Here is a 26,174-nt window from a genome sequence, read left to right as displayed (position 1 = left end):
CTGCTGCCGGCCTTCCGCAGGCCGCCCGCCGGGGCCTGGTCGGTGCCCCTCTGTGGCGGGTCCGAGCAGGATCTGGCCTAGCGCTCGCCCTAGCGGCGGGGTTCCCGCCGCAGGTCAGGACGGGTCGGACGTGTCAGGAGCCCCTGCACGGCAGGGTTCGGGGTGCCCATCGGTGGCGGCCGGGTGTGTTTTTCTTGACGCGGAAGTTGATCTTGAGAGGGGGCAAAGTGGCTGCGAGGACCGCGTTGGAGCGCGCCACGGAGGAGCTTCGGGCGTTGGAGTTGCGCCGCAAGGGCATCGCGTTGGACGAGATCGCGGCGGAGATGGGCATCAGTCGGCGGTCGGTTGACCGGCGGTTGAAGAGCGCTCTGGAGCGGATTGGGTCGGAGACGACCGAGCAGGTCCGGCGGCGGTCGGAAGACCAGATTGACGCGGTCTTGCGGCACGCCTACCGGCTGCTGGAGCTGCCGAACCTGTCGGTGAATGAGCGGGTGCGGGTGCTCGGGTTGGTGTTGCAGTGCGACCGGCAGCGGACGGATCTGTTCGGGGCGAGGTGGCCGTCGCATCTGATCGCGACGTTGGAGATCGACAACGCTAAGGAGTTGCTCGATGCCGCTCGTTCTGCCAAGTAACCGGCGCACGACGCATGACGTCTGCGGGTTGACCTGCCCGGATTGGTGGGCGACCCGCAAGGAGGTCGAGCGGGAGCTGGTGACGATGTTGTACGAGGCGCAGCGGAAGGTGGCGGTGCGAGAGGGCCGTCCGGATCCGGGGCGGTTCGTGGAGCCTAGGAAGCCGTGCACGGAGGCGTCTCGGAAGCGGGCGGCGCGGGAGTTGGCCGGGTTGGTGGCCGACGCGAAGCAGGTGCATGGGCAGCGAGAAGCGGAGCTGCGGGCCGGGTTGGCGTGGTCGCCGTTGCCGGGCACTCCGGCCGAGCCGCCGCAGCCCGCGCCGGAACCGTTAAGGCCGAAGCCTCGGGAGGCCGTTCCGGAGCGCTCGGCGGGCGGAACCCGCCCTGACCCCCGGGAGCCGGTTCCTGTGGCTCCGGAGACCACGGAAGACCCCACACCGACCCCACCGAAGAAGCGACCCCGCCGCCCTGCAGGGTTCATCGACTCGATCGACACCGTCCCGGGCAGTCGGCGACGGTGACCGGTGTACCACCCCAGGGTCGATGACCAGTTCGGCCCGTGCGTACCAACCCGACGCTACGGTAGAATTGGCACAGACGTACGAACCCGGTTAAGTCGACCCGGAGCGCTGCCGCACCACCGCCCAGGCCCGGCGGGGGTCCCGCAGCGACGACGACAACCGGCCCCCGCCCGAACCGCAGACCGTGCCCAGAACGCCGATCGGCCCGGCTCAACAGAGCCCGCCCGACTCGCACCCTCGCCACGTCGCCCAGGGGCAACCACCCAACACCCAATCGAACTACATGCGAATTGAGGCACAGGTGAGCGTGCAAGACGACGCGACCGCCGCCCTCGACTGGGCGACCGCCCGGGAGCAGGAGTTGGTGGCCGAGCTGGCGACCGCGCAGCAGATGCGGCGGCTGGTCGAAGCGAAGATGGCCGAGTTGCAGCAGCCGAAGTGCGAGAACCGCCGCGCCCAGGAGCGCGAGGTTCCCGACCAGTTTGTGGCGCTGCGGATCGCCAACCTGAACACGGAGCTGACCGAGGTCCGCCGGGTGCGGTCCCTGGCCGAGTGGGCGCTCGCCCCGCAGGAGGTCTGAGCGATGCCGAAGACCAGAAGCAGGTACACCCCGCCGCCGTTGAGCCAGCGGCAGCAGGAGGAGCTGACCCGACAGCGGGCGGTCGAGCGGCAGCAGGAGCTGGAGCGGCTGTACCCGTCGGCGGCTGATCTGGCGCAGCGGCACCAAGCCGAGCAGGAAGACGGGATGCGTCGAATGCTCGGCAGCAGCGAGGACGGCCGGGCGTGGGCGCAGGAGGTGGCGGCGAAGCAGCCGCGAGCCAGCCATGGTCCGGGGGACGAACACCCCGCGTGGGTGGTCAAGGCGGCCGAGCGCAGCCGCCCGTTGGACCGGGTGCAAGACGACGAGGAGTGGTGACGATGGGCAAGGTTGTTCGGGGCGGGCAGCGTTCGGCGAGGGCGACCCCGCTGGGCAAGGTCCAGCCGACGGAGGACGTCGCGGCGTCGGGTCGGGCGCTGGAGCGGGACCGGTCGGCCAAGGACGCGGCGGATGCCCGTGGCCGGGCGGCGCACACCAAGACGGTCGAGGGTACGCAGCACACGACCTCCTGACCGGCGCAGACTCCGGCCCCCGTCCCTGTTGCTTCTTCCAGCAGGGCGGGGGCCGGTCTGTGTCGCCGGAGGGCGGTCTACCTGTCCCGTCCCGCATGGGTTGGACGATCTGCGTCTGCCCGCCGGGGAGATCTCCTGGGATCAGTCCGACAGATCCGGGTCAGCCATCGCGGCACGGAGGCAAGACTGCAACTCGGACAGGTCTCGATGTATGCCGATAATGAATCGGCTGTCAGCATCCAAGTAGGGCTGGCCCTGGGGAGTGTGGTTCGGACTGCCTTCGTACAGCTCCCAGTACACGCTCTCCTCCGACTGGCGCAGCCGGTACCACGCATCCCGTACGGATCTCGGGGCTAGAAGCTTGACCTGTGCGGTGAGCTTTTCGTGGTGGATTAGGCCGTCTGCTCCTCTGGCTTTGGTGATGCCAAGTTCGTCGGTGACCGCACTCAAGGCTTCCTCGAAGTTCTGCGAGTACTCGGCCAGATCTACGTAGAGCTTGATCCGCAGCTCGCGAAGCCGATCGGCCCTCTCGCGCTGCCAGCGGATATCGTCTATCTCTCGTTCCCTTCGCCACCGCTCGTCTTCCCGCTTCTTGCTTGCACGCTGGGTGAGCCAAGCTGCGGTCACGGTGCCACCGACGCCAGCCGCAGCCACGACGATCGGCACCCACAAGGGAGTGGTTGCTTCCATCTCTCCAGTTTCGCCCTTGCCGACGAACCCCTGCGCTTCCGGCCGGGTCGTCGTGGGGGTCTCCCGTGGCTCCCGGCGGCCTCCCACCGCCCGGCGGGGTGTCAGGGCGGGGTCGGGCGGCGCGGCGCGGGGGAGGGCTTCCGAGGCGGATTTGGCTGTTACTCGGCTTCGTCGCCGTCAGTGACTCGGGGTGGCCGATGCTCGGTGATCCACGCTTCAACGTCGGCACGCAGCCAGACGGTCATGCCATGCAGGCGCTGGAACGGCTCGGGGAAGGTCGGGTAGCGCACGAGCTGGCGCATCCGGGTGCGGCTCACGCCGAGCAGCTCTTGCAGCTCGTGTGGACCGACCAGCGGCCCCGGGACCTCACCCACAGGTGGACCGTATTGGCGACGCTTCTGCCGGAATGGGTCTACCTACTTGCGCAGACCCGTTCGGGTGGCCAAAGTAATCCCGTGGTGACCGTCCGGAGGCCCGAGACCCGGCGGGTGGTCGCCCACCTCACCACCGACTGGAGGGAGCGGCACGTGGACCAGGGCACCGAACTGGAGTGGTTGCGCGAGCGGGTCAAGGGTTTGGAGACCGCATTGCAGTGCTCGCGGCGGGAGTTGATCGATGTGCGGTGTCGGTTGGCGTTGATCGCCCGGGTGGCCGAAGACCTTGAACGGGCGAAGCGGGCTCCCGGGGTGGCGTTCGGTGCGATCAACGCGGCGTTGTACTCGGAGCCGTCGACCGTGCGCCAGGTGCGCCGGCATCTGTCGCGGCGGCGGTCGATGTAGGGCGGGCTGTCCTGCCCCGACTGATGTGGACGGCGAGTTTTTTTGTCGCACCGTGCAGGTAGCGTGGTCGGTCGATGTGGCCAACGCCGAGGGGGCAAAGGTGGGCAATAGCTTCAAGCCCAACCGGAAGGGGTTTCGGGACTTGCAGCGCGATCTGCAGAAGCAACTCGACAAGTACCCGGTCCGGATACCGGTCCAGGGGGAGATCGCCGGGGGCGGGGGCATCGCCAGCGGCGGCGGCAACGGTGCCGGCGGGGGGTCGGTCACCGGGTCGGAGTTGGAACTCGTCGCAGGTTGGATCGTTGACTGGGTCTACGAGGGTTCGAAGAACGGGAATGGCTATCCGTCGGCCATCGGCTCGTTGATCGACAAGCTCGGCTTGGGCGACTTCCGTCCTCGGGCCGAACCGCAGATCGACGTGGCAATCGACTTCCTCAAGGGCAGGGGATGCGTCGATGAGATGAGGCTGATGGGTGGCAGCGGCCTTGACCGGATGATCAAGCTCACCGAGATCGGCCGTACCGAGGCGGTGGCCCGGTTGGAGCGTCGCAAGGACAGCCGTGCTCGCCGTATGGCCTGCCGGGACGCGGTCCTGCGATGGGTGTACGAGCGGGACGCCAACGGTGAATCGACCGAGATCGCCGAGATCGCGGCCAGCCCGTACGGCTGGTTCAACGGGGAACTGTTCGGCGCGGCGGACCTGGTGGGTGCGGTCCAGTTCCTCCGGGAGCGGCGGCTGTTGGCCGAGACCGACGAGACCCCGACGATCGAGCCGGCCGGGACCGAGTGCATCGAACAGTATGGAGGTGTCGTGGACTACTTGAACCGGGGGGACGGGGCTGGCGTGAACATCACGATCATGGGCAACAACAGCGGCCAGCTCGCAGTGGCGAACCGGGACGTTGCCCAGAGCCAGACCAACACCAACGAGGTCGAGGCGCTCGCGATCTTCGCGAAGGCCCTTCGCGAGTTCGGTCAGCTCCTCCCGCCCGAGCAGCAGCCCGAGTATGAGGAGGTCGCCACCGCCCTGGAGCGGGAGGCGGCGAAGACTGAGCCGAACAAGAGCTGGGTCCAAGGGCTGATCGGCCGCGCGAAGGATCTGTTGGAGGGTGCTCCGGAGAACCTGCACAACCTGGCTCAGGTGACGAAGGTCGTGCTCGACATCTACAACCAGGGCCTGAGCTGATCGAAGGACGCACCTAGCCGTTAGGGCCAGAGCTAGGGAACGGAGCCGGACGGGCGGCGACGGAGCCGTACGGAGCCGGATCGCCGAGCGACGGGGCCGAAGTCAGACGGCCTAAGCCGGACGGAGCCGGACCGGGCCGGACGGCAGACGCCCCGTGAATCGTGACACGTCAGGGCATGGTTCCGGGAGTGCGTTGTGTCGCGTCTTCCAAAGTCACGGCTACTCCCGCAGGTCGCGGCGGGGCTCCTTTGTCCGTTCTTGCGCGACAAGTGCGATCTCAGTGGGCCGGGGTCGATGCGTCGGCCCCGGGGTTTCGTCCGTTGTGGCGAGAGCGCTCGCTTCGTAGGCTCGTCGGCGACGACGGCTGGCGCTGTCGCGGGCACACCACGGGAAAGGACGCCGGTGCTCTACTGGCTGCTGAAGTACGTCATCCTCGGTCCGCTGCTCAAGCTGATCTTCCGCCCGCAGGTGGAGGGCCTGCGCAACGTGCCGGCGACAGGTCCGGTGATCCTGGCGAGCAACCACCTCTCCTTCTCCGACTCGATCTTCACGCCGCTGATCACCGCCCGGAAGGTCACCTTCGTCGCCAAGGCCGAATACTTCACCGGCAAGGGGCTCAAGGGCTGGCTGACCAAGATGTTCTTCGTCGGCACCGGCACCATTCCGGTGGACCGTTCCGGCGGCCGGGCCGCGCGCGCAGCCCTGGACACCCAGTTGCAGGTGCTGCGTGCCGGGGGAGTGGCAGGCATCTACCCCGAGGGCACCCGCTCCCCGGACGGGCGGCTCTACCGGGGCAAGACCGGGGTGGCCCGGCTCGCCCTGGAGAGCGGCGCGGTGGTGGTGCCGGTGGCGATGCTCAACGCCGACGAGATCCAGCCGCCGGGCAAGCTCATCCCCAAGATCGACCGGGTGAGGATCCGGTTCGGCGCGCCGCTGGACTTCTCGCGCTACGCCGGCCTGGCCGGCGACCGGTTCGTCGAGCGCGCGGTCACCGACGAGATCATGTACGAGTTGATGGAGCTCTCCGGTCGGGAGTACGTCGACATCTACGCCCAGAAGCTCAAGGACCCCGTCCCCGCGCCGCTGGCCGCCTGAGCGCCGCCGTGCCGGCCCGGTCTGCGGTCAGGGCAGGTGGAGCAGGGCGGGGGCGTGGTGACGGGTGGCGAAGTCGTGCAGGCGGGCGCGGGTCGCCGCGGCGGCGGGTGGGTCGGTCCCGGCCAGTGGGCCGATGGCCAGCGCCAGCGTGATGACCTCGTCGGTCACGTCGGCCATCCGGGCGTAGCTCGCCGACGCCGAGCGCAGCAGGTTCGCCGCCGTCGGGGCGTCCCCGGCGTGCCGGGCCAGGGTGGCGTCGGCGACCTGACCGGCGGCGTGGGCCCACGGGGTCATCCGGGGCGCCCGGTCGAGCATCCGTCGGACCAGCCGGGCCGCGTCCGCGCCGAGCACCCCGGCGACGTGCCCGACGGCCGGCACCCACTCCGCGAACGGAATCATCCTGGTCCGTTGCCAGTCCTCGTCCAGTTCGGTGAGGAGCGCCATCGCCTCGTCGCGGCGGCCCTGCACCGCCCGGCACAGGGCGGCGTGCGCCAGGGTGGAGCGCAGCACCCGGTGGAATCCGGTGCGCCGCGCCGCGACCAGCGCCTGCTCGACCAGATCCCCACCCGCCCCGTCGGGCTCAGCGGTCTCGTCGGGTCCAGCGGTTCCGACCAGTTCGGCTCCGGCCAGCCCGCGCATCCAACCCGAGACCGCCACGATGTGCAGATCCCACTCCGCGGTCGGCCGCCGGGTCGACTCCGCAGCCATCGCCAGCGCCGCCGTCCAGTCACCCGCGTAGTACGACCGTGCCCACTTGTCGGCGAAGCTGGTCGCCAGGCTGTGCTCGCCACCCAGGTCGAGGGTGAGCTGTTCGTCGACCAGCCGGGCCGAGCCGGCCAGGTCGCCCTCCTCCTGCAACGCCCAGGCCAGGTTCTGCACCGCGCGGCGTCGACTGGTCAGCCGCTCCACCCGGCAGTGCTCGGTCACCTCCGCCAGCTCCGGGAACGCCGAGGCCGAACCGGCCAGGTAGCGCGCCACCGCCAGGGTGATCCGCGCGTTGGCCTGGACCTCGCGCAGTTGGAGCCGCTCGGCGAGGGACTCCGCCGCCCGCGCCGCGGTGCACGCCGGGTCGGTCTCCGCGTTCAGCATGTGCACCCGGGCCAGCTCCAGCAGGGCGCCAGCCTTCTCCTGACTGTCCGGCAGGTCGCCGTAGATCCCGATCGCCTGGTCCAGGCAGTGCAGCGTCGTCGAACGGTCGGCCCGACTCCACGCGGCGGTGGCGAGCAGCGTCCAGGCGCGCGCCGCCCCCGTCCGGTCGCCGCTCGCGGTGAGCCGCTCGGCCAACCGGGTCAGGGTGTCCGTGCCCCCCGCCACCAGGAAGGCGTCACCGTCGCGATAGAACGCCAGCTCGGCGTCGAACAGGTCCAACGCCGGGTCCGGCCCGACATCCAGGGCCAGCGCCCGGCCGACCAGCGAGGCGGCGGTGTCCAGCGCGTGCAGCTCGTACGCCCGGCGGGCCGCCCGGTGCAGCGCGGCCCGCGCCGACGGGGCATAGGGGGCGGTGTCCAGCCCGACGGTCCGGGCGATCTCGTGCGCCGCCCAGCGATGGTTGGCCAGCACCTCGGCCAGGTCGTACTGCCGGCCGTCGGTCAGCTGCGCCATCCAGTCGGCGGTGCGGTGGTGGCGCAGCACCCGCTCGGCCCTGGGCAGCCGCTGGTAGCAGACGTCGCGCACCAGGATGTGCCGGAACCGGTACTCGGACTGGCCGGGCATCGTCGACGTGCTCTGCTCGTACACCAGGTCGCGACGTTGCAGGCGGTCCAGCGCACGCTCCACCCACTCCACCGGCCGCCCCAGCGCCATCGCCACCGGCGCGGCCCAGAACACCACGCCGACCACGGCGGCGGCCTGGAGCACCGCCCGGTCGGCCGGGTCCAGCAGGTCGAGCCGGTTGGCGATGACCGCCTGCACGGTGCGGGGCATCTCCGCGCCACCGTCGAGGTCGAGGCGGGGGGTCGGGCCGACCGCGTCGAGCAGGCCGCCGTCCAGCAGCATCCGGGCGTACTCCTGGGCGTAGAGCGGGTTGCCGTCGGCGAACTCGATCAGCGGGGTACGCGAGCTGGACGGCAGCGTCGCCTGCCCGAGGAGCAGCGAGTAGAGCGTGTCGATGTCGGTGTCGTGCATCGGCGGCACCGAGATGGACATCGCGCCACTGATCGTGCCGGTCCAGGCCGGGTTGCGTTCCCGCAGCTCCGGCCGGGCGGTCGCGACGACCAGCAGCGGTACGCCGCGCGCCGTCGCGCCCAACTGCTCGACGAAGGCGAGCATCGCCTGGTCCGCCCAGTGCATGTCCTCGAAGACCAGCACGGTCGGGCCGGTGGTGGCCAGGGCGAGCAGGAACCGCCGCCAGGCGGCCTCGGTCTCACCGGGGGTGAGTCGTTCGCCGGGGACGCCGATCAGCGGCCCGAGCGCCTCGGCCAGCCGGGTCGCGTGCGGGTCGGCGAGCTGCCCCAGACGGGCCCGCAGCCGCTCGCGCAGCGCGGCCGGGTCGTCGACCTCCGGCACACCCACCCAGGTCTTCACGATGTCCGACAACGCGGCCCAGGTGACGTTCTCGCCGAACGGCGGGCACTGCCCGACGAGCCAGGTGATCGGCGGGCCGGGCAGGCTCCCGGCGTGCCGGGCCAGCTCGCGCAGCAGCCGGCTCTTGCCCACGCCGGCCGGGCCGAACACCGTCACCAACTGGGAGGTCCGCTCGGTCACCATCCGGTGCAGCGCGTTGACCAGCAGGCCGCGTTCGTGCTCGCGGTCCACCATCGGCGTCAGCTCGGCGGCGCGCGGGTCCCGGTGTGGTCGCACCTGGACGGCCAGCCAGATCCGGCTCTCCGCGGACCGGCCGCGCAGGGTGACAGGTGGTTGGTCGGCGTACTCCATCTCGTGTCGGGTGGCCGACCAGGTGCTCTCGTCGACGACGACGCCGCCCGATGGGGCGAACGCCTGCAGGCGGGAGGCCGTGTTGACCACGTCTCCGGTCACGAAGGCCTGCCCACCGTCACGGGTGGCGGAGAGGTCGACAAGTGCCTCGCCGGTCGCGATGCCGACCCGGAAGCCCAGCGGCGGTTGCGGACCGGCGGGTTGGCGGGCCAGGCTCCGTTGCAGCTCCAGGCCGGCGCGTACACACCGCAACGCGTCGTTGTCGGTGGCCACCGGCGCGCCGAACAGCGCCATCGCCGCATCGCCGATGTACTTCTCGACCACCCCGCCGTACTGGTGCACGATCCGGCGCACCGTGGCGAAGTAGGTCTGCTGCAGACCGCGGGCCTGCTCCGGGTCGGCCCGCTCCGCGTACCTGGTGAAGTCCACGATGTCGACGAAGAGCACGCTGACCTGACGCCGGTCCTCCTGCACCGCGACGACGTGGTCCCGCAGCGGTTGACCGCAGCTGGTGCAGAAGTTGACCTCGGTGCTGTTGGCGTGCCCGCAGTGCGCACAGTTGACCCCGAGCGGCTGGCCACACCCGCCGCAGAAGCGGTCGTCCGGCCCGGCCGCGCGGGCGCAGTGTCCACACTTGAGGTCGATGTTCAGCTCCGTGGGCGAAAGAGGTCAGTATCGCGTCCGATGCGCCAAGTCGGGTACCCGACGTGCGGACGGGCGACGTCATCGATCGGTCGGGGTTAGTGTTCCGTACCAGGAAGTTTCATGTCAGGGAGAGTGCCGTGCAGGTACGACTGTCCGCCTCGTGGACCGATCCGGGTGGCACGCTGTGGGCTCCGGGCGACACGATCGACGTCGATGCGGTGACTCTCGCCGAACTGGAGGAGCAGGGCATGGTGGAAGAGCCTGAGGGCCAGTCGGGCGGGTCGGGGGAGACCACGACCACCTCGTCGAGCACGTCCACGGCTGGTAAGCCGACCGACCCTAAGAAGATCGGTCCGGGGCCGGGTGCGCCGCCGGCCGACAGCACGGAGAACTGATCGTCCGGGTGCGGCTGGCGGGCCGGTGGGTCCGCCGACCGCACCCGTTCTGCTTCGCGTGATAGGTGACGCCGGCTGCCACGGGTAGCCGGCGTCACTCGTGCGTCCGGGCCAACGTTGGTCGGTGGCGGCGTCCACATCGAAGATCTGGTTGGCGACGACGTCAGGACGGGCCGGTAGGTCAGCGGTCGGCCATGCCGGCACGGCGGCGCAGCGCGGCCACGTCGGTCACCACGATCCGGCGGCCCTCGGTACGCAGCCAGCCACGGCTTGCGAACGAACCGATCGCCTGGTTGACGCTCTGCCGGGAACCACCCGCCATCTCGGCCAGCTGGCTCTGATTGAGCTCGATCGTGATCATCGGTGCCTGGCTCTCGCCGGCCAACCGGACGAGCGTCTTCGCCACCCGACCGGGCAGGTCGAGGAAGACGTGGTCGGCGTTCTGCTCGGTGAGCCGGCGGATCAACCCGCCCAGTGAGCGCATCACCGCGTCCAGGATGCGTGGGTTGGAGTGCACCAGCTCCATGAACGCGCCCCGTGAGAGCGCGAGCGCCGCGCAGTCCTCGATGGCCTCCGCAGAGGCGGACCGGGTGGACGCGTCGAGCAGGGAGACCTCGCCGAGCACGTCCGGCGGACGGATAACCGACAGCACGGCCCGCTCGCCGGTGGGGGCGGTGCGGAACACTGCCACCGCGCCGCGACGCAGAACGATCAGCGACTCGCCGGGGTCGTTCTCCACGAAGAGCAGTTGGCCCTTCCGGTAGGTACGCGGAACAGCGGCAGCGATGACGCGCTGCCGCACCTCGGGCTCCAGCCCGGCGAACATCTCAACACCCGTGAGCGCGTCACCCGGCTCTGGCAGGCGAACCTCCACGGCCCAACCCCTCCCCCGGTCATGGACCACAACTCGCTCACCGGGCGAACCTGATGGGCCCCGACAAGGTGAACTGACACCGATTCGGCGTCCGGTAGCGGTACACATCAGATCATGACGGTCCGGTCGCTTGCTGTACACCCCTCGAAGCACTTCCGTGACCGTCACGAGCTGTGATGTGCCGTTCACGAGGTGTCGCCGCGGCTCGGTCCACCTCCGGGTGGGCCCCGCCGGGCACTGCCGTGCGGCGGTGGGCGAGGATGCCCGGAATGGTCTACCGCTACTTCTACGACTGCGAGTTCATCGAGGACGGCACGACCGTCGACCTCGTCTCGATAGGTGTCGTCGACGAGTACGGCCGCGAGTTCTACGCGGTCTCCACGGAGTTCGACGACTCCCGCGCCGTGCCCTGGGTCCGACGCAACGTGCTGGACAAGCTGCCCTCCCCGGCGGACCGGGCCTGGCGCTCGCGTGAGCGCATCCGCGACGACCTGTACGACTTCCTGGTCGAGCCGATCCGGGACCGGCCGGGGGAGCAGTTGGAGCTGTGGGCCTGGTTCGCCGCGTACGACCACGTGGTGCTCGCCCAGCTCTGGGGTGCGATGCCGGCGCTGCCCCGGGAGATTCCCCGCTACACCAAGGAGCTGCGGCAGCTCTGGGACGATCGTGGTAGGCCACCCCTGCCGGACGCGGACGCGGCGCGGCACGATGCTCTGGTCGATGCCCGGCACAATCTGGCCCGCTGGCGGGCGATGACCGCCCGCTGAGTGGTGGCCGCGCCGCTGTAGGTTTGACCGGTTCTGTCCCGGGCATCGGTTCGACCAGCCGAGCCGAGGGAGATTGCCATGAGCGACCAGCCGACCAGCGCCGCGGAGGCACGCGCCCGGGTCACCGGCCTGGCCCGGGCCGCGCGGATCTGCATGCTGACCACGACTGCCCTGGACGGGCGGCAGGTGAGTCGACCGATGGGGCTCCAGGAGGCCGAGTTCGACGGCGAGCTGTGGTTCTTCGCCTACGCCGACTCGGCCAAGGTCCGCCAGATCCGGGTGAACCCGGAGGTCAACGTCGCCTTCTCCGACCAGAAGCACAACGCCTGGGTGTCGATCTCCGGCACCGCCACCGAGGCTTTCGACAGGGCCCGCGCCGAGCGGCTGTGGAGCCCGCTGCTCAAGGCGTGGTTCCCCGACGGGCTGGACACCCCCGGTCTCACGCTGATCAAGGTGCACACCAGCTCCGCCGAGTACTGGGACTCGCCCAGCAGCAGCGTGGTGAACCTGCTCGGTTACGCGAAGGCCGCGGTCACCGGCCGGCCACCGAACGTCGGCGAGAACCATGAGGTGACCTACTGACCGGGGGCGGGTGGCCGGGGCGCGCTGTCGTCGTACCAGCGGGCCGACTACAGTGCGCAGTGACGGCCCGCCCCGGGCCGGCAACGGCGCCGATGGTCTGACCTGACACATATCCTGGGGCAAATCGGGCTTTACCTGATGCTCCAGGAGGATGAGCGGATCATGCGTATCGGCGTGCTCACCGGCGGCGGCGACTGCCCCGGTCTCAACGCGGTCATCCGGGCGGTGGTCCGCAAGGGCGTCGCCACTTACGGTCACGAGTTCGTGGGCTTCCGGGACGGCTGGAAGGGCCCGCTGGAGGGTCTGTCCCGGCCCCTGGATATCGCCGACGTCCGCGGCATCCTGCCCCGCGGCGGCACCATCCTCGGCTCGTCCCGGACCAACCCGTTCAAGATCGAGAACGGCGTCGAGCGGATCAAGGACAACCTTGCCGCCCAGGGCGTGGACGCGCTGATCGCGATCGGCGGCGAGGACACCCTCGGCGTGGCCACCAAGCTCTACGAGCTGGGCGTGCACGTCGTCGGCGTGCCGAAGACGATCGACAACGACCTCGGCGCCACCGACTACACCTTCGGCTTCGACACCGCTGTCAACATCGCGATGGAGGCCATCGACCGCCTGCACACCACCGCGGAGAGCCACCACCGCACCCTGGTCGTCGAGGTGATGGGCCGGCACGCCGGCTGGATCGCCCTGCACGCCGGCCTGGCCGGCGGCGCCAACGTGATCCTGCTGCCCGAGCGCCAGTTCGACGTCGACCAGGTGGCCGGCTACGTCGAGAAGCGCTTCCAGCACCAGTACGCCCCGATCGTCGTGGTCGCCGAGGGCGCCCAGCCGCTCGACGGCCAGATGGTCCTCGCCAACCAGGAGCTCGACTCGTTCGGCCACGTCCGCCTCGGCGGCATCGGCCAGTGGCTCGCCGAGCAGCTGGAGGCCAAGACCGGCAAGGAGGCCCGCACCGTGGTGCTGGGCCACATCCAGCGCGGTGGCACCCCGACCGCCTTCGACCGGGTGCTCGCCACCCGCCTGGGCCTGCAGGCCATCGACGCCGTCAACGACGGTGACTGGGGCAAGATGGTCGCAATGCAGAGCACCGACATCGTCCGGGTGCCCCTCGCGGAGGCCACCCGCGAGCTGAAGACCGTGCCGCTGGAGCGGTACGCCGAGGCCGAGGTCTTCTTCGGCAGCTGATCGATGGTCGGCGGCGCGGCGGGCCTGCGGGTCCGCCGCGCCACGACCCAAGGCGAGGGGGGTACCTGCCGACGTGGCAACCGAGGTGCACACGGTCGCGGTGATCGGCGCGGGCAAGATCGGTGAGCTGATGCTCTCCGGGCTGCTGCGCTCGGGATGGCCGGTCGACCGGCTGCTGGCCACCGCCCGCCGGCCCGCTCGCGCAGAGGAGCTGACCGCCCGCTACGGCGTACGGGTGGTCGACAACCTGACCGCGGTGGACGAGGCGGCGGTGCTCGCGGTCTCGGTGAAGCCACAGGACGCCGCCGCGCTCCTCGACGAGATCGGCCCCAAGGTGCCGGCCGACAAGCTCGTCATCTCGCTCTGCGCCGGCCTGCCCACCAGCTTCTTCAACAGCCGGTTGCCCGACGGCACCCCCGTGGTGCGGGTGATGACCAACACCCCGGCGCTCGTCGACCAGGCGATGACCGCGATCTCCGCCGGCGCGTACGCCACCGGGGCGCACCTGACGTTGGCCGAGGAGATGTTCAAGCCGCTCGGCCAGACGATCCGGGTGCCCGAGTCGCAGCAGGACGCGGTCACCGCGCTCTCCGGCTCCGGCCCGGCCTACTTCTACCTGCTGGTCGAAGCCATGATCGACGCAGGGATCCTGCTCGGGCTGCCCCGCCAGGTGGCGCACGAGTTGATCGTGCAGACCGCGATCGGGTCGGCGGTGATGCTGCGCGACTCCGGCGAGCACCCGGTCAAGCTGCGCGAGGCGGTCACCTCGCCGGCCGGCACCACCATCTCCGCGATCCGCGAGCTGGAGAAGCACGGCGTACGCGCGGCGCTGCTCGCCGCGCTGGAGGCCGCCCGGGATCGCGCCCGCGAGCTGGCGGCGCAGGCCGACTGAGCGTTCGGGGCGCATCGCGCCGAAGCGTTCGGGGGCGCATCGCGCTGGAGCGTTCGGGGCGCCTCGCGCTAAGCGTTCGGGCGCATCGCGCTGAAGCGTTCCGGGCACGTCGCGGGGCCGTGCGTGCCGCATACTGGCCCGGTGTTCACACTTGCCCAGGCCCGGCACCTGGTGGCCACTCTGCAGCCGCGCGTCGACGAGTTGATCCGGGTCCGGGCTGACCTGGCCGAGTTACGCGCCGACCTGGCCGACCACGGCGTCAGCGCGCTCGGCGGGCTGGCCGAGGTGAAGGCGCTGGAGGCTCGGCTGCACGCCGTCGTCGACGAGCTGCACCAGCACGACATCCAGGTCAAGGGCATCGCCCCGGTGCTGCTCGACTTCCCCGGTGAGCGGGCCGGCCGCGCCGTGCTCTGGTGCTGGCTGGAGGGCGACTCCGACGTGCGCTGGTACCACCGGGCCGAGTGCGGTTTCGCCGGCCGCCGTCCCCTCTGACTCAGCCCGCCGCGGATTCCGGCAGGACCGGGTCGGGGGCCTCGGTCACCGCGAACACCACCACGTTGTCGACGTAGTGGCCCCGCCGCCTGTCGAAGTCGCCCCCGCACGTGACCAGGCGCAGCTCCGCGCCGGGCGTCGGCCCGTACACCACTGCCGTCGGGAACTGGTCCTTGCGGGTACGCAGCGACCCGGTCACCCGGAACGACAACAGATGCCCGCCGCGCCACACCTCCACGTGGTCACCGGGCCGTAGCTCGCCGAGCCGGGCGAAGACAGCCGGGCCGCGTCGTGAGTCCAGATGCCCGGCGAGTACGGCCGGGCCGGTGTCGCCCGGGGCCGGGCCGCCGCCGTACCAGCCGGCGGTGTGGAAGTCGGTCGGCGGAATCAGTGCTCCGGCGCGGTCCAGGCCCAGCACGGTGAGCGGTGAGTCGACGCCGATGCGCGGTACGCGTACCCGCGTGGGTGGACCGTGTGGCGCGGGCGCGGCGGCCATCGACGGGCAGTCGTCGCCGCAGCCGGGGTGCCAGCTCGCCACCGGCGGTGGCGGGCCGGTGGTGGCCAGCCCGACCCCGGTGCCGGCGGCCAGGCAGACCGCCGCGCCGGCCGCGACCAGCGCGGCCAGCGGTATCCGGCGGTCACGGTGGCGCCGGATCGACGGGTCGGGCCCGGCGCTCACCAGGTGGTGCGCCGCCGCCGACGCCAGAGCAGCAGGGCCACCGCGCCGGCCGCCGCGGCCAGCACGCCGGCCACCACCGGGTACGCGTCGAGCCCGGCCCCGGCGGTGCCTCCGGCGCCGGTGTCCACCCCGCCGGCCGGGACGACGGTGCCGCCCTCGGCGTCGCGGCGCAGCTCGGCGGTGAGCCCGCCCTGCTTCGCGTCGAGCACCAGCAACGAGTAGACCGCGCCGCCGGTGAGCCGCACCTCGGCGTCGGTGCTCGGCCCGCCGGCGCCCGTCAGCTTCAGCCGCCAGCTGCCCGGCTCGACCTGCTGGTAGTCCGTCGTGGTGGCGAACTGCACCGCGTCGGCGATCATCGGGCCGTCGGCGGCGGCCACGTCGAGCACCGGGGTCCGCACCGACGCCTGCACGACCCGCACCTTGGCGCGGCCGTCGGTGGGGGCGCTGAGATCGTCGTTGAGCACCCGCAGGCCGAGGTCGGCGTACCGGCCGACACCGGCCACCGTGAAGGCGTCGCCGCTGGTCACCGCGACCTCGGTGGTGAGCACCGGGGGATCGCTGGCGGGCGCGCCGGCCTCGCGCATCGCCACCGCGTACCGGCCTGGGGCGAGTTCGAGGTAGTCGGAGACCACGCCGTAGGCGACCCCGTTGAAGACCCGCGGTTTCGCCGCGCCCGGCGCGGCCAGGTAGACGTCCACCGCCGGGGTGTCCGGGGAGAGGTGCGCGAGCCGGACGTATCCGACGGTGTCCGCGCCGGTCGCGGCGCTGGCCGGAACCGGGATGGCGGCGGCGGCGAGGGCGGCGGTGAGCAGGAGCGCGCCGGAGCCGGCCAGCAGCCGGCGGGGCACGGTACGGAGCGTGTGCATGTCGCCTCCGGGGGCACGTTCGGTGAGCGGGCGGCAACCCAGAGAACAGGGTCCCGTGAACAGGACTGTGGCGCAAGTTGCCACAGCGATGTTTTTGCCGGCTGCCGCTACCGATCGCGGAGGGCGAGGAGGCCGAACAGGTCGGGGACTCCGCCCGGGCCCGCCTCGACGACCCGGACCAGCCGAAGACCGACCGCCACCGTCGCGTTGACCAGGTCGGCGAGGGGGAGGTGCCAGGCACCCATCCGTACCCGCACGCCGCTGGTGTTCCAACTGTCGAAGCTGCGGGACCGGTCGGCGTACCGCGCGTCGACGACGACACTCGGATGCCGTCCCCAGTCGGCGAACGCGCCCACGAAACACGGGTGCACACCCACGTGCACGAAACGTCCGCCGGGGCGCAGCACCCGGGCGACCTCGCGGAGCACGGCCGGGTAGTCGGGCAGGTCCGTGCTGGCCAGCACACACGTCGCGGCCGGCACCGACGCGTCGGCGACCGGTAGGGCGACCGCATCACCCCTGACCACAGGCAACCGCCTCCGCGCGTGCCGCAACTGCCCGCCGGACAGGTCCACGCCCACCGGCGTCCAACCCAGACCCGTCGGCACCGAGGCGTGCGCGCCGGTACCGCAGCAGATGTCGAGGCATGGCCCCTCGCCCGTGCCGAGCAGGTCCGCCACCGTCGCGTGCACCCGCCGCAGATAGTCGCCGCCGCCGGAGATGAACCCCTCGTACCAGTCCGCGTGGGCGTCGTACGCCGGCCTGCCCGCCGTTGCCATGCACTGAGGCTACGAATCGACACCCGTCCCGCGACACCCGTTCTTCCGAGGGCAGACGTCCACCGACTGCGCGCCGAACTGGCACATCGGGTGGCCCGCGTTGCCGACCAGCCGTTGCTCGACTCCACGACCTGACCGGCCGGAGCCCCACGTCCGCCTCTGCGGGTCCCACGAGGGCCATCGCGGTCGCCTATTCTCGGGCGATGCGGGATCGCCGGGTGGCGCTGGCGTGGGCGGCCTTCGTCGTCGTCGCGCTGGTGTCCTGTGTGCTCGTCCTGCGCCGTCCGGATCGCCTCTCCGACCTGCACATCTACTACGGCGCGCTGTCCGACCTGCGCGCCGGCAGGCCGCTGTACGGATATGTGGCGGCCAACGGCGGCCCGTTCACCTATCCGCCGTTCGCCGCTCTCGTGCTGTTGCCGATCACCGCCGTCGGCGAGGGCGTACTCCAGGGGATCTGGCTGGTGGCGACGTGCGCGGCTGTCGTCGCCATCGCCGGGTCCGTCGGTGTCGCGTTGACCACCCGACAGTCCCGGCGCCAGCTCGTCGTGGCGCTGGCGGCCACCGTGCTGATGCTCTCCGCGCCGGTGCAGAGCAACCTACGCTTCGGGCAGGTAAGCATCTTCATCGTGCTGATGGCCCTGCTCGACGGGCTTGGCGTCGTCCCGCCCCGGCTACGCGGGACGCTTGTCGGGGTGGCCGCGGCGATCAAGCTCACCCCACTGCTGTTCGTGGTCTACTTCCTCGCCGTCGGGCGCTACCGCGACGCCGGCCGGTCGGCGGCCACGTTCGTGGCCTGCGCGGGGCTCGCCGCGATCGTGCTGCCCGGGGAGAGCTGGGCCTACTGGACCGAGACCGTGCGGCAGACGTCGCGCATCGGCAATCTGGCCTCGTTGGGCAACCAGTCCCTGCACGGAATGTTGCTGCGCGTCGGCGTCGACGAGACCGCGCTGCCCCTGCTCTGGGCCGGCCTGGTGGCACTGATCTGCGTGGCGGCGCTGCTGCGGGCCCGCCAGTTGACGAGGCACTGTCGCCCCGGGCACGCCGCCGTCCTCGTCGGCTGCGCCACAGTGGCCGCGTCCCCGGTGTCCTGGACCCACCACCAGGTGTGGCCGGTGCTCGCCGCGATGCTGCTGATCGGCGCGTCCGGCGTCACCCAGCGGGCCGCCGGTGCGGCGCTGCTCGTCGCCATGGTCGTCTCGTTGGGCGCGGTGCTCAGCCCGGTCTCGACGCGGCCGGGGGTGCAGTTCCTCTTCGAGAACGCCCGTGCCGTCGGGGTGTGCCTCCTGTGCCTCGTCGGCTTCGGCGGTGTCGCCGTCGCCGCCCAGCGCACGAGCAGACGGACGGCCGCCGGCCGTGCCTGGCTGCGGGTGGGCGTCACGGCCACGGTGGCTGTCGCGTTCTTCGCCGTGCAACCGCTGCCGGCCGGTGCCGACCCCACCTTCAAGGCGTACAGCCTCGACGACGTGGTCAACCCGCGATACTTCTTCGTCTGCCGGGGGCCGGCCGAATGCACCGAGTACGCCACCGACGCGCCGGTCACCTTCGGCACGCGGGCCGAGAAGACCAAGGTCCGGGTCAACGGCGTGGTCTCCCCGCAGGTGACCCGCCTGGAGTACTACTCCGCACCGGGTGGCGCACCTCGGGCCATCCCGCTGCTCGCCGCGTACCCGGGTTCGCGTACCTTCTCGTTCCGGTCCGCGACGATGGCCCACGGTCGGCTCGTCGCGTACGCCTCGGACGGGCAGCCGATCGCCAGCTACGACGACGAACTCGCCGCCGCCCTCCGCACGACCACCCGTTAGGAGGTTGGGCGAGGTGTCGGACATTCCGCTCAAGCGCTACGGCCGGGTGGTGACCGGGGAGAACGAGGGCTATGTCATCCACGTCCACCGGGACAAGGAGATCACCGGCGGGTACTACGTCTTTCTGGTCGACCAGCTTGAGGATCCGTCAGACGGCGGAGACCACTGGGTGCGGGACCAGGAGGAGTTGGCAGCTCTTTTCCGTCTCTCCGAGTGGACCATCGAATGGAGCGGATGGCGGTGTACGGGTCCATGCGCCTGAGTCTCGGGGCGACATGAGCTGGATCGACCTGGTCACGAATCCGCAGGGCCTCCGGGAGATCTTTCCGGAGGGGCCTCCGCCATTGAGCGGGGTCAGCCTGCACGGGCTGGTCGTCGAGCGTGAGGGACCAACTCTTCGGCTCAGACTGGACCTGCCCGCCTACCCGGCTGACCCGCCGGCCAGATGGCACCGCGCCGGATTCAACACGGTTCAGATCGAACTTCTCTTCGGCGGCGTCAGTGAGCTACGACTGGTCGGCATCTCCACCGACGTGATCGCCGATCTGGAGATTCGACCCGCAAGCGGGGTGAGCCTCGAGGTCCGCTCCGCGTCGATGGTCGTATCGGCGTTGGCCGCGTCGGTCACGGTGTCCGAGGTGGTGGCGTACGTGGACAGTGGGCGGGAATCCGACCGTTAGGCGGCTCGCCGCCGCCCTCCGCACGACCACCCGGTAGGTGGTCGCGGGAGGGCGGCTGGCGTTGCTCAGCGGGTGGCGGCGGCCAGGGCGGTACGCAGCTTCGTGGCGTCGCCCGGGGCGGGGTGCTCCCAGTCGGTCGGGCTGGCGGAGTAGAGCGTGCCGTACGCCGGGGTGTCCGGCTGGAAGCGCCACCCCTCGGCCAGCGGGCCGGCGTCGACCGTGTCGTAGCCGATCCGGTCCAGGAAGGCAGTCACCTCGGCCTTCGCGGCGGGGTCGTCACCGGCGATCGCGAGGGCGCTGCGGTCGGCCGCGCCGGAAGGCCGGGGGAGCGCGGCCAGGCCCTTGAAGTAGATGTTGTTGAAGACCTTGACCACCCGCGACTCCGGCAGGTGCCGCTGCAGCAGCTCACTGCTGGTGATCTCGCCCGCGTCCAGTTCCGGGAAGGTCCCGTCGCGTTGCGGGTAGTAGTTGTTGGTGTCGATGACGACCTTGCCGGTCAGCGGCTCGACGGGCACCGCGCGGTACGCCTTCAGCGGCACGCTGACCACCACCAGGTCGCCGACCTGCGCCGCGTCCTGCGTGGTGCCGGCGCTGGCGTGCGCGCCCAGGGTCCCCACCAGGTCGGCGAGGGTTTCCGGGCCTCGCGAGTTGCTCAACACCACGTCGTATCCGGCGTCGACGGCCAGCCGGGCCAGGGTGCCGCCGATGTTGCCACTGCCGATCAGTCCCACAGTTGTCATGCTCGTCCCCAACTCCGTCCACCCGCGACGCATTCCCGACCATCCTGGTGGGTTATTCGGCTGCCCGCTGCGTCGTGAGCCCGTCCCGCACAACGTACTGCTCGCGCTGGTCGCCGACCGGCGCTCCGGGGACGTGCCACTCTCCGGTGACGAGCGGGTGGTCCGGGGGCCGCCGCCCGGCGTCGTCGACCCGCCTTGATCACGCTCGATCCGGGATGTCGTGGTGTCGGGAAGGCGGGAGGCCACCACATCCATGGTCGAGCGTGATCAAGGCGGCTCTGGTGGAGCCCGGAGGTCGTCAGGCCGGGATCGGGAGGGTCTTCTCGATGGCGGCGCGTAGGTCGGTGGAGCTGGGCTCGACCGTGGGGGCGAAGCGGGCGGCGACCGAGCCGTCCGGGGCTACCAGGAACTTCTCGAAGTTCCAGCGCACGTCACCGGTGTGCCCGTCGGCGTCCGGGGTGTCCACCAGCGCGGCGTAGAGCGGGTGCCGGTCGGGGCCGTTGACGTCGACCTTCTCGGTCAGAGGGAAGGTGACCCCGTAGTTGACCTGGCAGAAGTCGCTGATCTCGGCGGCGCTGCCCGGCTCCTGCCCGGCGAACTGGTTGCACGGCACGCCGAGCACCACCAGACCCTGGTCGGCGTAGGAGTCGGCGAGCGTCTGGAGGCCCGCGTACTGCGGGGTGAGGCCGCAGCGGGAGGCCACGTTGACGACCAGCAACGCCTTGCCGCGGTAGCGGGCCAGGTCGGCGGGGCCGCCGTTGAGGGCGTCGATCGGGATGTCGAAGACGGTCATGGGCCGAGGCTACGCGCCGGCCGGGCATCGGCCGGGGGTGGGCGCAGCGTACGCACTCCGTGCACCAGGAGAAATCGAAACATGCACATCTTGACGAACTGATGACGCCGTGAGTACCGTCTCACCATCTCTTTTGGAAAGTTTCCTAACAGTTCGGGAGACGCCTCATGAAAAGATCGCTCCGCCGGGCCCTCTGGGCCGGTGCCGTGGTCGCCGTGACCGTCGCAGCGGTGCCGGTGACCACCGCGTTCGGCGCCGGCACGGTCACCACCACCTTCACCAAGGCGCAGGACTGGGGGACCGGTCACGAGACGAGGGTGACCGTCACCAACGGCTCCAGTGCCACGGTCACCACCTGGCGCATCGAGTTCGACCTGCCGTCGGGCACCACCATCAGCAGCGCGTGGGACGCCGACGTCACCAGCAGCGGCAACCACTACGTCGCGGTCAAGAAGAGCTGGGCCGGTGGCATCGCTCCCGGTGCCTCGTTCAGCTGGGGCTACAACGGCAGCGGCGCCTACAAGGCACCGTTGAACTGCACCATCAACGGTGCTGCCTGCGGCGGCGGGACGACCCCGCCGACCACGACGCCGCCGACCACCACCCCACCGACGACGACGCCGCCCACCACCCCTCCGCCCACCACGCCTCCGCCGACCACCAACCCGCCGAACCCGGGTGGCAAGAAGATCGTCGGCTACTTCGCCGAGTGGGGCGTCTACGGGCGCAACTACCACGTCAAGAACATCCAGACCAGCGGCTCGGCCGCCAAGCTGACCCACATCCTGTACGCCTTCGGCAACACCACAGGCGGTCGTTGCGCCATCGGTGACAGCTACGCCGACTACGAGAAGGCGTACACCGCGGCGGACAGCGTGGACGGCGTCGCCGACACCTGGGACCAGCCCCTGCGCGGCAGCTTCAACCAGCTGCGCAAGCTCAAGCAGCTCAACCCGCACCTCAAGGTGATCTGGTCGTTCGGTGGCTGGACCTGGTCCGGCGGCTTCACCCAGGCCGCGCAGAACCCGGCCGCGTTCGCCGAGAGCTGCTACAACCTGGTCGAGGACCCGCGCTGGGCGGACGTCTTCGACGGCATCGACGTCGACTGGGAGTACCCCAACGCCTGTGGTCTGACCTGTGACAGCAGCGGCCCGAACGCGTTCAAGAACGTGATCAGCGCGCTGCGGTCGAGGTTCGGGTCCAACGCCCTGGTCACCGCCGCCATCACCGCGGACGGCACCAACGGCGGCAAGATCGACGCTGCGGACTACGCCGGTGCCATCGGCAACCTCAACTGGCTGATGCCGATGACCTACGACTACTTCGGCGCGTTCGCCGCTCAGGGTCCGACGGCACCGCACTCCCCGCTCACCTCGTACAGCGGCATCCCGACCCAGGGCTTCTACTCCGACGCGGCGATCCAGAAGCTCAAGAGCAAGGGCATCCCGGCCAGCAAGCTGCTACTGGGTATCGGCTTCTACGGTCGGGGCTGGACCGGTGTCACCCAGGCGGCACCGGGTGGCAGCGCCACCGGGGCGGCGCAGGGCACCTACGAGGCCGGCAACGAGGACTACAAGGTCCTCAAGAACACCTGCCCGACCACCGGCACGATCGCGGGTACCGCGTACGCCAAGTGCGGCAGCAACTGGTGGAGCTACGACACCCCGTCGACCATCAACGGCAAGATGACGTACGCGAACAACCAGGGCCTCGGTGGCGCGTTCTTCTGGGAGCTCTCCGGTGACACGAGCAACGGCGAGCTCATCGGCGCCATCAAGGGCGGTCTCGGCTGAGCCGAAGGCCGACGCACCACCCACACGGCGGGAAGGGGCCCGCACCGTCCCTTCCCGCCCGTGACACAGCGGCCCGGTCGACGCCCAGCGTCGACCGGGCCGCCGCCGTTGGGTTCGCTCAGCCCGATGTGGCAGACTCGCGGCTCGGCACGTCTCGATCTCACCGTCGACGGAGGTGATCATGCGCCGGATCCACCGCAGGCTGGCGGCGACCGCCGCCGGGCTGGTGCTGCTGCCGGTCGCCCTGGTCGGCTGCGGGATCGGCGGCAAGGACAAGGACGAGTCCGCCGCCAAGCCGGCCCGAGCCCCCGCCGAGGAAGCCGCCACCCGCTCCCGTGAGCGCGTGCAGGCGTACCTCGACGCCATGGCGGCCAAGGACGTCGCAGCCGGCCGCAGCCAGCTCTGCGCTCTGCTGCACGACGGCTTCGACCTGGGCGCCACCGGCCCCAACGGTGACTTCGCCGACCACTTCCAGGTGCCGGAGGCGGCCATCACCGGCATCCGGTCCGGTCCGCTCGGGCAGGAGGTCAGCGTCTCGGTCTCGGTCACGGTCGGCAAGCGCACCGTCACCCGGCCGCTGCTCTTCACCGTCACCCGGGACGGCAGCGACTGGTGCATCGCCGGGGAAGCGCCGGGTGGACCGGCCGCTCCGACGCCGAGCGGCGTCGCCCCCACCCCCGCGTCCTGACCAGCGCCCGGCAGATTGATCTCCCATCTGCCGGAACCGTCCCCCTCGCCGCCCGGGCACTCCGACCGTCGCCGTACGCTTTCTGTCATGCGCCATGAGTGGCATCAGCTGAGCCATCCCGCGGTGGGCAGCCCGGGCCTGCAGACCAGCCGACCGACAGTCGACTCCGCCGAGGACGCCGCGCTCGGCCTGGACCGATGGCGGGAGCTGCCCCGCGAGCAGATCCCGCCGTGGTCCGACCCGGCTGCCGTGGCCGCGGTCTGCAAGGTCCTCGACACCGTGCCGTCGGTCGTCGCGCCCTACGAGGTGGACCAGCTCCGGCAGAAGCTCGCCCTGGTCTGCGAGGGCAAGGCGTTCCTGCTGCAGGGTGGCGACTGCGCCGAGACGTTCGTGGACAACACCGAGAGCCACTTGCTGGCCAATGCCCGCACCCTGCTCCAGATGGCGATCGTGCTGACCTACGGCGCGTCGCTGCCGGTGGTCAAGGTCGCCCGTGTCGCCGGGCAGTACACGAAGCCCCGCTCGCTGCCGACCGACGCGCGCGGCCTGCCCGCGTACCGCGGCGACATGATCAACTCGCTGGAGGCCGACCCGGCCGCCCGGGTCGCCGACCCGCAGCGCATGATCCGCGCGTACGCCAACTCGGCGGCGGCGATGAACATGCTCCGGGCGTACCTCGCCGGTGGGCTCGCCGACCTGCACGCGGTGCACGACTGGAACAAGGGCTTCGTGAAGAACTCCCCGGCTGGGGAGCGTTACGAGGCGATCGCCCGGGAGATCGACAGGGCGCTGGCCTTCATCAGGGCCTGCGGCATGACCGACGACGAGGCGTTGCGCACCGTCACGCTCTACTGCTCCCACGAGGCCCTCGCCCTGGAGTACGACCGGGCGCTCACCCGGGTCTCCGACAGTCGGGCGTACGGGCTCTCCGGGCACTTCCTCTGGATCGGCGAGCGCACCCGGCAGATCAGCGGCGCCCACATCGACTTCATCTCCCGGATCGCCAACCCGATCGGGGTCAAGCTCGGCCCGACCACCTCCCCGGACGAGGCGATCGAGCTGTGCGAGAAGCTCAACCCGGACAATGTCCCCGGCCGGCTCACCCTGATCAGCCGGATGGGCAACCACCGGGTCCGCGACGCGCTGCCGCCGATCGTCGCCAAGGTCACCGCCGCCGGGGCCAAGGTGGTCTGGCAGTGCGACCCGATGCACGGCAACACGCACGAGTCGTCAAACGGCTACAAGACCCGGCACTTCGACCGCATCGTCGACGAGGTGCTCGGCTACTTCGAGGTGCACCGGGGGCTGGACACCCACCCCGGTGGCCTGCACGTCGAGTTGACCGGCGAGGACGTCACCGAGTGCCTCGGCGGTGCCCAGGGCATCGAGGATCTCGACCTGCCCGACCGGTACGAGACCGCCTGCGACCCGCGACTGAACACCCAGCAGTCGTTGGAGTTGGCGTTCCTCGTAGCGGAGATGCTCCGTGGCTGAGCCTGCGCGCCCCGCAGCCGGCAGCCGGAAGGATGGATGACAGTGCCTGATCTGTTCGTGGACCTGCGGTCCGACACGGTGACCCGACCCACCGCCGGGATGCGGGAGGCGATGGCCACCGCCGAGGTCGGTGACGACGTCTACGGCGAGGACCCGAGCGTCAACGCGCTGGAGGCCGAGGTCGCCGCGTTGTTCGGGCACGAGGCGGCGCTGTTCGCCCCGAGTGGGTCGATGGCGAACCAGATCGCCCTGCAACTGTTGGTGTCGCCCGGCGACGAGTTGCTCTGCGACGCCGACGCGCACGTGGTCACGTACGAGATCGGTGCCGCCGCCGCGTACGGCGGGATCTCCTCGCGGACCTGGCCTTCGGTCGGTGCCGACATCGACCCGGAGGTGGTGGCCGGGATGATCCGGCCGGACGGTTACTTCGCCGTCCCCACCCGTGCGATCGCCGTCGAGCAGACGCACAATCGCGGCGGTGGCGGGGTGATTCCGCTGGCGACCCTGCGGGACCTGCGCGGGGTCGCCGACCAGGCGGGCGTCGCGCTGCACTGTGACGGCGCCCGGATCTGGCACGCGCACGTCGCCGACCGGGTGCCGCTGATCGAGTACGGCCGGCTCTTCGACACGCTGTCGGTGTGCCTCTCCAAGGGGCTCGGTGCTCCGGTCGGTTCGCTGGTGGTGGGCAGTGCGGAGAAGATCGAGCGTGCCCGGCTGATCCGCAAGCGGATGGGCGGTGGCATGCGCCAGGCCGGCATTCTCGCCGCTGCCGGTCGGTACGCGCTCGCGCAGCACATCGACCGGCTGGCCGACGATCACGCGAAGGCGGCCCGGCTCGCCGAGGCGGTCGCGCCGTTCGGTGTGCTGGCCACCACGGTCCGTACCAACCTGGTCGCGCTGGACCTCACCAAGCACACCCTGGACGCGCGGGCCCTGGCCGCCGCGGCGCGGGCCGAGGGCGTCCTGATCTCGGTGCTCGGCCCGCGTACCGCCCGCCTGGTCACCCACCTGGGCCTCAGCGACGCGGACATCGACCGCGCCGTCGCCGCCCTACCCCGCATCCTCGCCACCCCCTAACCCCACCCACCCCCGGACCACCCTGGTGATCATGAAGTTATTGCCACTCGCGTCGG

The 26,174-nt window shown here is 70.9% G+C and carries 29 protein-coding genes; 20 read left to right on the top strand and 9 right to left on the bottom strand.

Annotated elements, in window-relative coordinates:
- The first annotated feature begins 227 nt into the window (after positions 1–227).
- From ACQP0U_RS24040 to ACQP0U_RS24025, 4 genes are all read left to right on the top strand, one after another.
- Positions 228–632, top strand: a complete 405-nt coding sequence (locus ACQP0U_RS24040) for a helix-turn-helix domain-containing protein (RefSeq protein WP_433311039.1) — start codon at positions 228–230, stop codon at positions 630–632.
- A gap of 821 nt (positions 633–1,453) precedes the next feature.
- Positions 1,454–1,732, top strand: coding sequence for a hypothetical protein (locus tag ACQP0U_RS24035; protein WP_433311037.1), 279 nt, complete (start codon positions 1,454–1,456; stop codon positions 1,730–1,732).
- A gap of 3 nt (positions 1,733–1,735) precedes the next feature.
- Positions 1,736–2,068, top strand: a complete 333-nt coding sequence (locus tag ACQP0U_RS24030) for a hypothetical protein (RefSeq protein WP_433311034.1) — start codon at positions 1,736–1,738, stop codon at positions 2,066–2,068.
- Positions 2,069–2,070: 2 nt separating this feature from the next.
- The gene (locus ACQP0U_RS24025) at positions 2,071–2,262 is read left to right on the top strand and encodes a hypothetical protein (protein ID WP_433311032.1); all 192 of its coding nucleotides are present in this window, start codon (positions 2,071–2,073) and stop codon (positions 2,260–2,262) included.
- Between the two features lie 141 nt (positions 2,263–2,403).
- Here the strand turns inward: ACQP0U_RS24025 and ACQP0U_RS24020 are convergent, their stop codons facing one another.
- On the bottom strand, positions 2,404–2,952 hold the full coding sequence (locus tag ACQP0U_RS24020) for a hypothetical protein (RefSeq protein WP_433311029.1): 549 nt from the start codon (positions 2,950–2,952) through the stop codon (positions 2,404–2,406).
- 158 nt (positions 2,953–3,110) lie between these two features.
- Positions 3,111–3,326: a helix-turn-helix transcriptional regulator gene (locus ACQP0U_RS24015; protein ID WP_433311026.1), complete on the bottom strand. Its 216-nt coding sequence runs from the start codon at positions 3,324–3,326 to the stop codon at positions 3,111–3,113.
- Between the two features lie 81 nt (positions 3,327–3,407).
- Between ACQP0U_RS24015 and ACQP0U_RS24010 the strand changes: the two genes are divergently transcribed.
- The 3 genes from ACQP0U_RS24010 to ACQP0U_RS24000 all read left to right on the top strand — a co-directional run bounded on the left by ACQP0U_RS24010 (position 3,408) and on the right by ACQP0U_RS24000 (position 6,012).
- Entirely contained in the window at positions 3,408–3,731 is a 324-nt protein-coding gene (locus ACQP0U_RS24010) for a hypothetical protein (protein ID WP_433311023.1), read from the top strand.
- A gap of 25 nt (positions 3,732–3,756) precedes the next feature.
- The gene (locus ACQP0U_RS24005) at positions 3,757–4,917 is read left to right on the top strand and encodes a hypothetical protein (RefSeq protein WP_433311020.1); all 1,161 of its coding nucleotides are present in this window, start codon (positions 3,757–3,759) and stop codon (positions 4,915–4,917) included.
- Between the two features lie 402 nt (positions 4,918–5,319).
- Entirely contained in the window at positions 5,320–6,012 is a 693-nt protein-coding gene (locus ACQP0U_RS24000) for a lysophospholipid acyltransferase family protein (protein WP_433311017.1), read from the top strand.
- A gap of 27 nt (positions 6,013–6,039) precedes the next feature.
- Here ACQP0U_RS24000 and ACQP0U_RS23995 read toward each other — a convergent pair whose 3' ends face one another.
- Entirely contained in the window at positions 6,040–9,531 is a 3,492-nt protein-coding gene (locus ACQP0U_RS23995) for an AAA family ATPase (RefSeq protein WP_433321080.1), read from the bottom strand.
- A gap of 137 nt (positions 9,532–9,668) precedes the next feature.
- Here ACQP0U_RS23995 and ACQP0U_RS23990 point away from each other — a divergent pair, with 137 nt between their 5' ends.
- The gene (locus ACQP0U_RS23990; RefSeq protein WP_084597913.1) at positions 9,669–9,926 is read left to right on the top strand and encodes a hypothetical protein; all 258 of its coding nucleotides are present in this window, start codon (positions 9,669–9,671) and stop codon (positions 9,924–9,926) included.
- Between the two features lie 181 nt (positions 9,927–10,107).
- Here the strand turns inward: ACQP0U_RS23990 and ACQP0U_RS23985 are convergent, their stop codons facing one another.
- The gene (locus tag ACQP0U_RS23985) at positions 10,108–10,800 is read right to left on the bottom strand and encodes a Crp/Fnr family transcriptional regulator (protein ID WP_091407574.1); all 693 of its coding nucleotides are present in this window, start codon (positions 10,798–10,800) and stop codon (positions 10,108–10,110) included.
- Between the two features lie 269 nt (positions 10,801–11,069).
- On the opposite strand from ACQP0U_RS23985, the gene ACQP0U_RS23980 reads away from it, so the two are divergent.
- The 5 genes from ACQP0U_RS23980 to ACQP0U_RS23960 all read left to right on the top strand — a co-directional run bounded on the left by ACQP0U_RS23980 (position 11,070) and on the right by ACQP0U_RS23960 (position 14,724).
- A complete protein-coding gene (locus ACQP0U_RS23980) occupies positions 11,070–11,567 on the top strand; it encodes a polyadenylate-specific 3'-exoribonuclease AS (protein WP_112582786.1) in 498 nt (165 codons plus the stop codon).
- 78 nt (positions 11,568–11,645) lie between these two features.
- Positions 11,646–12,149 carry a pyridoxamine 5'-phosphate oxidase family protein gene (locus ACQP0U_RS23975; protein ID WP_433311014.1) on the top strand — a complete coding sequence of 168 codons (504 nt, stop codon included), beginning with the start codon at positions 11,646–11,648 and terminating at the stop codon, positions 12,147–12,149.
- A gap of 162 nt (positions 12,150–12,311) precedes the next feature.
- Positions 12,312–13,340 carry a 6-phosphofructokinase gene (locus tag ACQP0U_RS23970; protein ID WP_091408060.1) on the top strand — a complete coding sequence of 343 codons (1,029 nt, stop codon included), beginning with the start codon at positions 12,312–12,314 and terminating at the stop codon, positions 13,338–13,340.
- 73 nt (positions 13,341–13,413) lie between these two features.
- Positions 13,414–14,232, top strand: a complete 819-nt coding sequence (gene proC / locus ACQP0U_RS23965; protein ID WP_433311011.1) for a pyrroline-5-carboxylate reductase — start codon at positions 13,414–13,416, stop codon at positions 14,230–14,232.
- 141 nt (positions 14,233–14,373) lie between these two features.
- Positions 14,374–14,724, top strand: coding sequence for a DUF2203 domain-containing protein (locus ACQP0U_RS23960; protein ID WP_036412622.1), 351 nt, complete (start codon positions 14,374–14,376; stop codon positions 14,722–14,724).
- A 1-nt stretch (position 14,725) separates the two neighbouring features.
- On the opposite strand, the gene ACQP0U_RS23955 is transcribed toward ACQP0U_RS23960, so the two are convergent.
- The 3 genes from ACQP0U_RS23955 to ACQP0U_RS23945 all read right to left on the bottom strand — a co-directional run bounded on the left by ACQP0U_RS23955 (position 14,726) and on the right by ACQP0U_RS23945 (position 17,048).
- Complete coding sequence (locus tag ACQP0U_RS23955; RefSeq protein ID WP_433311008.1) at positions 14,726–15,403, bottom strand: class F sortase; 678 nt, start codon at positions 15,401–15,403, stop codon at positions 14,726–14,728.
- Entirely contained in the window at positions 15,400–16,269 is an 870-nt protein-coding gene (locus tag ACQP0U_RS23950) for a DUF4397 domain-containing protein (protein ID WP_433311005.1), read from the bottom strand. The genes ACQP0U_RS23955 and ACQP0U_RS23950 overlap by 4 nt, the downstream gene beginning before the upstream one ends.
- A gap of 107 nt (positions 16,270–16,376) precedes the next feature.
- Complete coding sequence (locus tag ACQP0U_RS23945; protein WP_433311002.1) at positions 16,377–17,048, bottom strand: class I SAM-dependent methyltransferase; 672 nt, start codon at positions 17,046–17,048, stop codon at positions 16,377–16,379.
- Positions 17,049–17,251: 203 nt separating this feature from the next.
- On the opposite strand from ACQP0U_RS23945, the gene ACQP0U_RS23940 reads away from it, so the two are divergent.
- From ACQP0U_RS23940 to ACQP0U_RS23930, 3 genes are read left to right on the top strand one after another with little or no spacing between them, the layout of a single operon-like run.
- Positions 17,252–18,853, top strand: a complete 1,602-nt coding sequence (locus tag ACQP0U_RS23940; RefSeq protein WP_433310999.1) for a glycosyltransferase 87 family protein — start codon at positions 17,252–17,254, stop codon at positions 18,851–18,853.
- Positions 18,854–18,866: 13 nt separating this feature from the next.
- Positions 18,867–19,115, top strand: coding sequence for a hypothetical protein (locus ACQP0U_RS23935; protein WP_433310996.1), 249 nt, complete (start codon positions 18,867–18,869; stop codon positions 19,113–19,115).
- 13 nt (positions 19,116–19,128) lie between these two features.
- Positions 19,129–19,533 carry an Imm50 family immunity protein gene (locus ACQP0U_RS23930; protein WP_433310994.1) on the top strand — a complete coding sequence of 135 codons (405 nt, stop codon included), beginning with the start codon at positions 19,129–19,131 and terminating at the stop codon, positions 19,531–19,533.
- Between the two features lie 65 nt (positions 19,534–19,598).
- Here ACQP0U_RS23930 and ACQP0U_RS23925 read toward each other — a convergent pair whose 3' ends face one another.
- Positions 19,599–20,273 (bottom strand): NADPH-dependent F420 reductase, encoded by a 675-nt coding sequence (locus tag ACQP0U_RS23925; RefSeq protein ID WP_433310992.1) that lies wholly within the window; start codon positions 20,271–20,273, stop codon positions 19,599–19,601.
- A gap of 298 nt (positions 20,274–20,571) precedes the next feature.
- Entirely contained in the window at positions 20,572–21,066 is a 495-nt protein-coding gene (locus tag ACQP0U_RS23920; protein ID WP_433310989.1) for a glutathione peroxidase, read from the bottom strand.
- Between the two features lie 167 nt (positions 21,067–21,233).
- On the opposite strand from ACQP0U_RS23920, the gene ACQP0U_RS23915 reads away from it, so the two are divergent.
- The 4 genes from ACQP0U_RS23915 (at position 21,234) to ACQP0U_RS23900 (ending at position 26,118) form a co-directional block, all read left to right on the top strand.
- Positions 21,234–22,859 (top strand): glycosyl hydrolase family 18 protein, encoded by a 1,626-nt coding sequence (locus ACQP0U_RS23915; protein WP_433310987.1) that lies wholly within the window; start codon positions 21,234–21,236, stop codon positions 22,857–22,859.
- Positions 22,860–23,040: 181 nt separating this feature from the next.
- On the top strand, positions 23,041–23,547 hold the full coding sequence (locus ACQP0U_RS23910; protein ID WP_433310984.1) for a hypothetical protein: 507 nt from the start codon (positions 23,041–23,043) through the stop codon (positions 23,545–23,547).
- A gap of 87 nt (positions 23,548–23,634) precedes the next feature.
- Entirely contained in the window at positions 23,635–25,041 is a 1,407-nt protein-coding gene (locus tag ACQP0U_RS23905) for a class II 3-deoxy-7-phosphoheptulonate synthase (protein WP_433310982.1), read from the top strand.
- A 99-nt stretch (positions 25,042–25,140) separates the two neighbouring features.
- Positions 25,141–26,118 (top strand): threonine aldolase family protein, encoded by a 978-nt coding sequence (locus tag ACQP0U_RS23900; RefSeq protein ID WP_433321076.1) that lies wholly within the window; start codon positions 25,141–25,143, stop codon positions 26,116–26,118.
- The last annotated feature ends 56 nt before the right edge of the window (positions 26,119–26,174 follow it).

It is taken from the genome of Micromonospora sp. CA-269861 (assembly GCF_050948505.1).
GTDB lineage: Bacteria > Actinomycetota > Actinomycetes > Mycobacteriales > Micromonosporaceae > Micromonospora.
The sequence above is the reverse complement of the archived record's forward strand: the minus strand, read 5'-3'. Positions and strand labels throughout refer to the sequence as shown.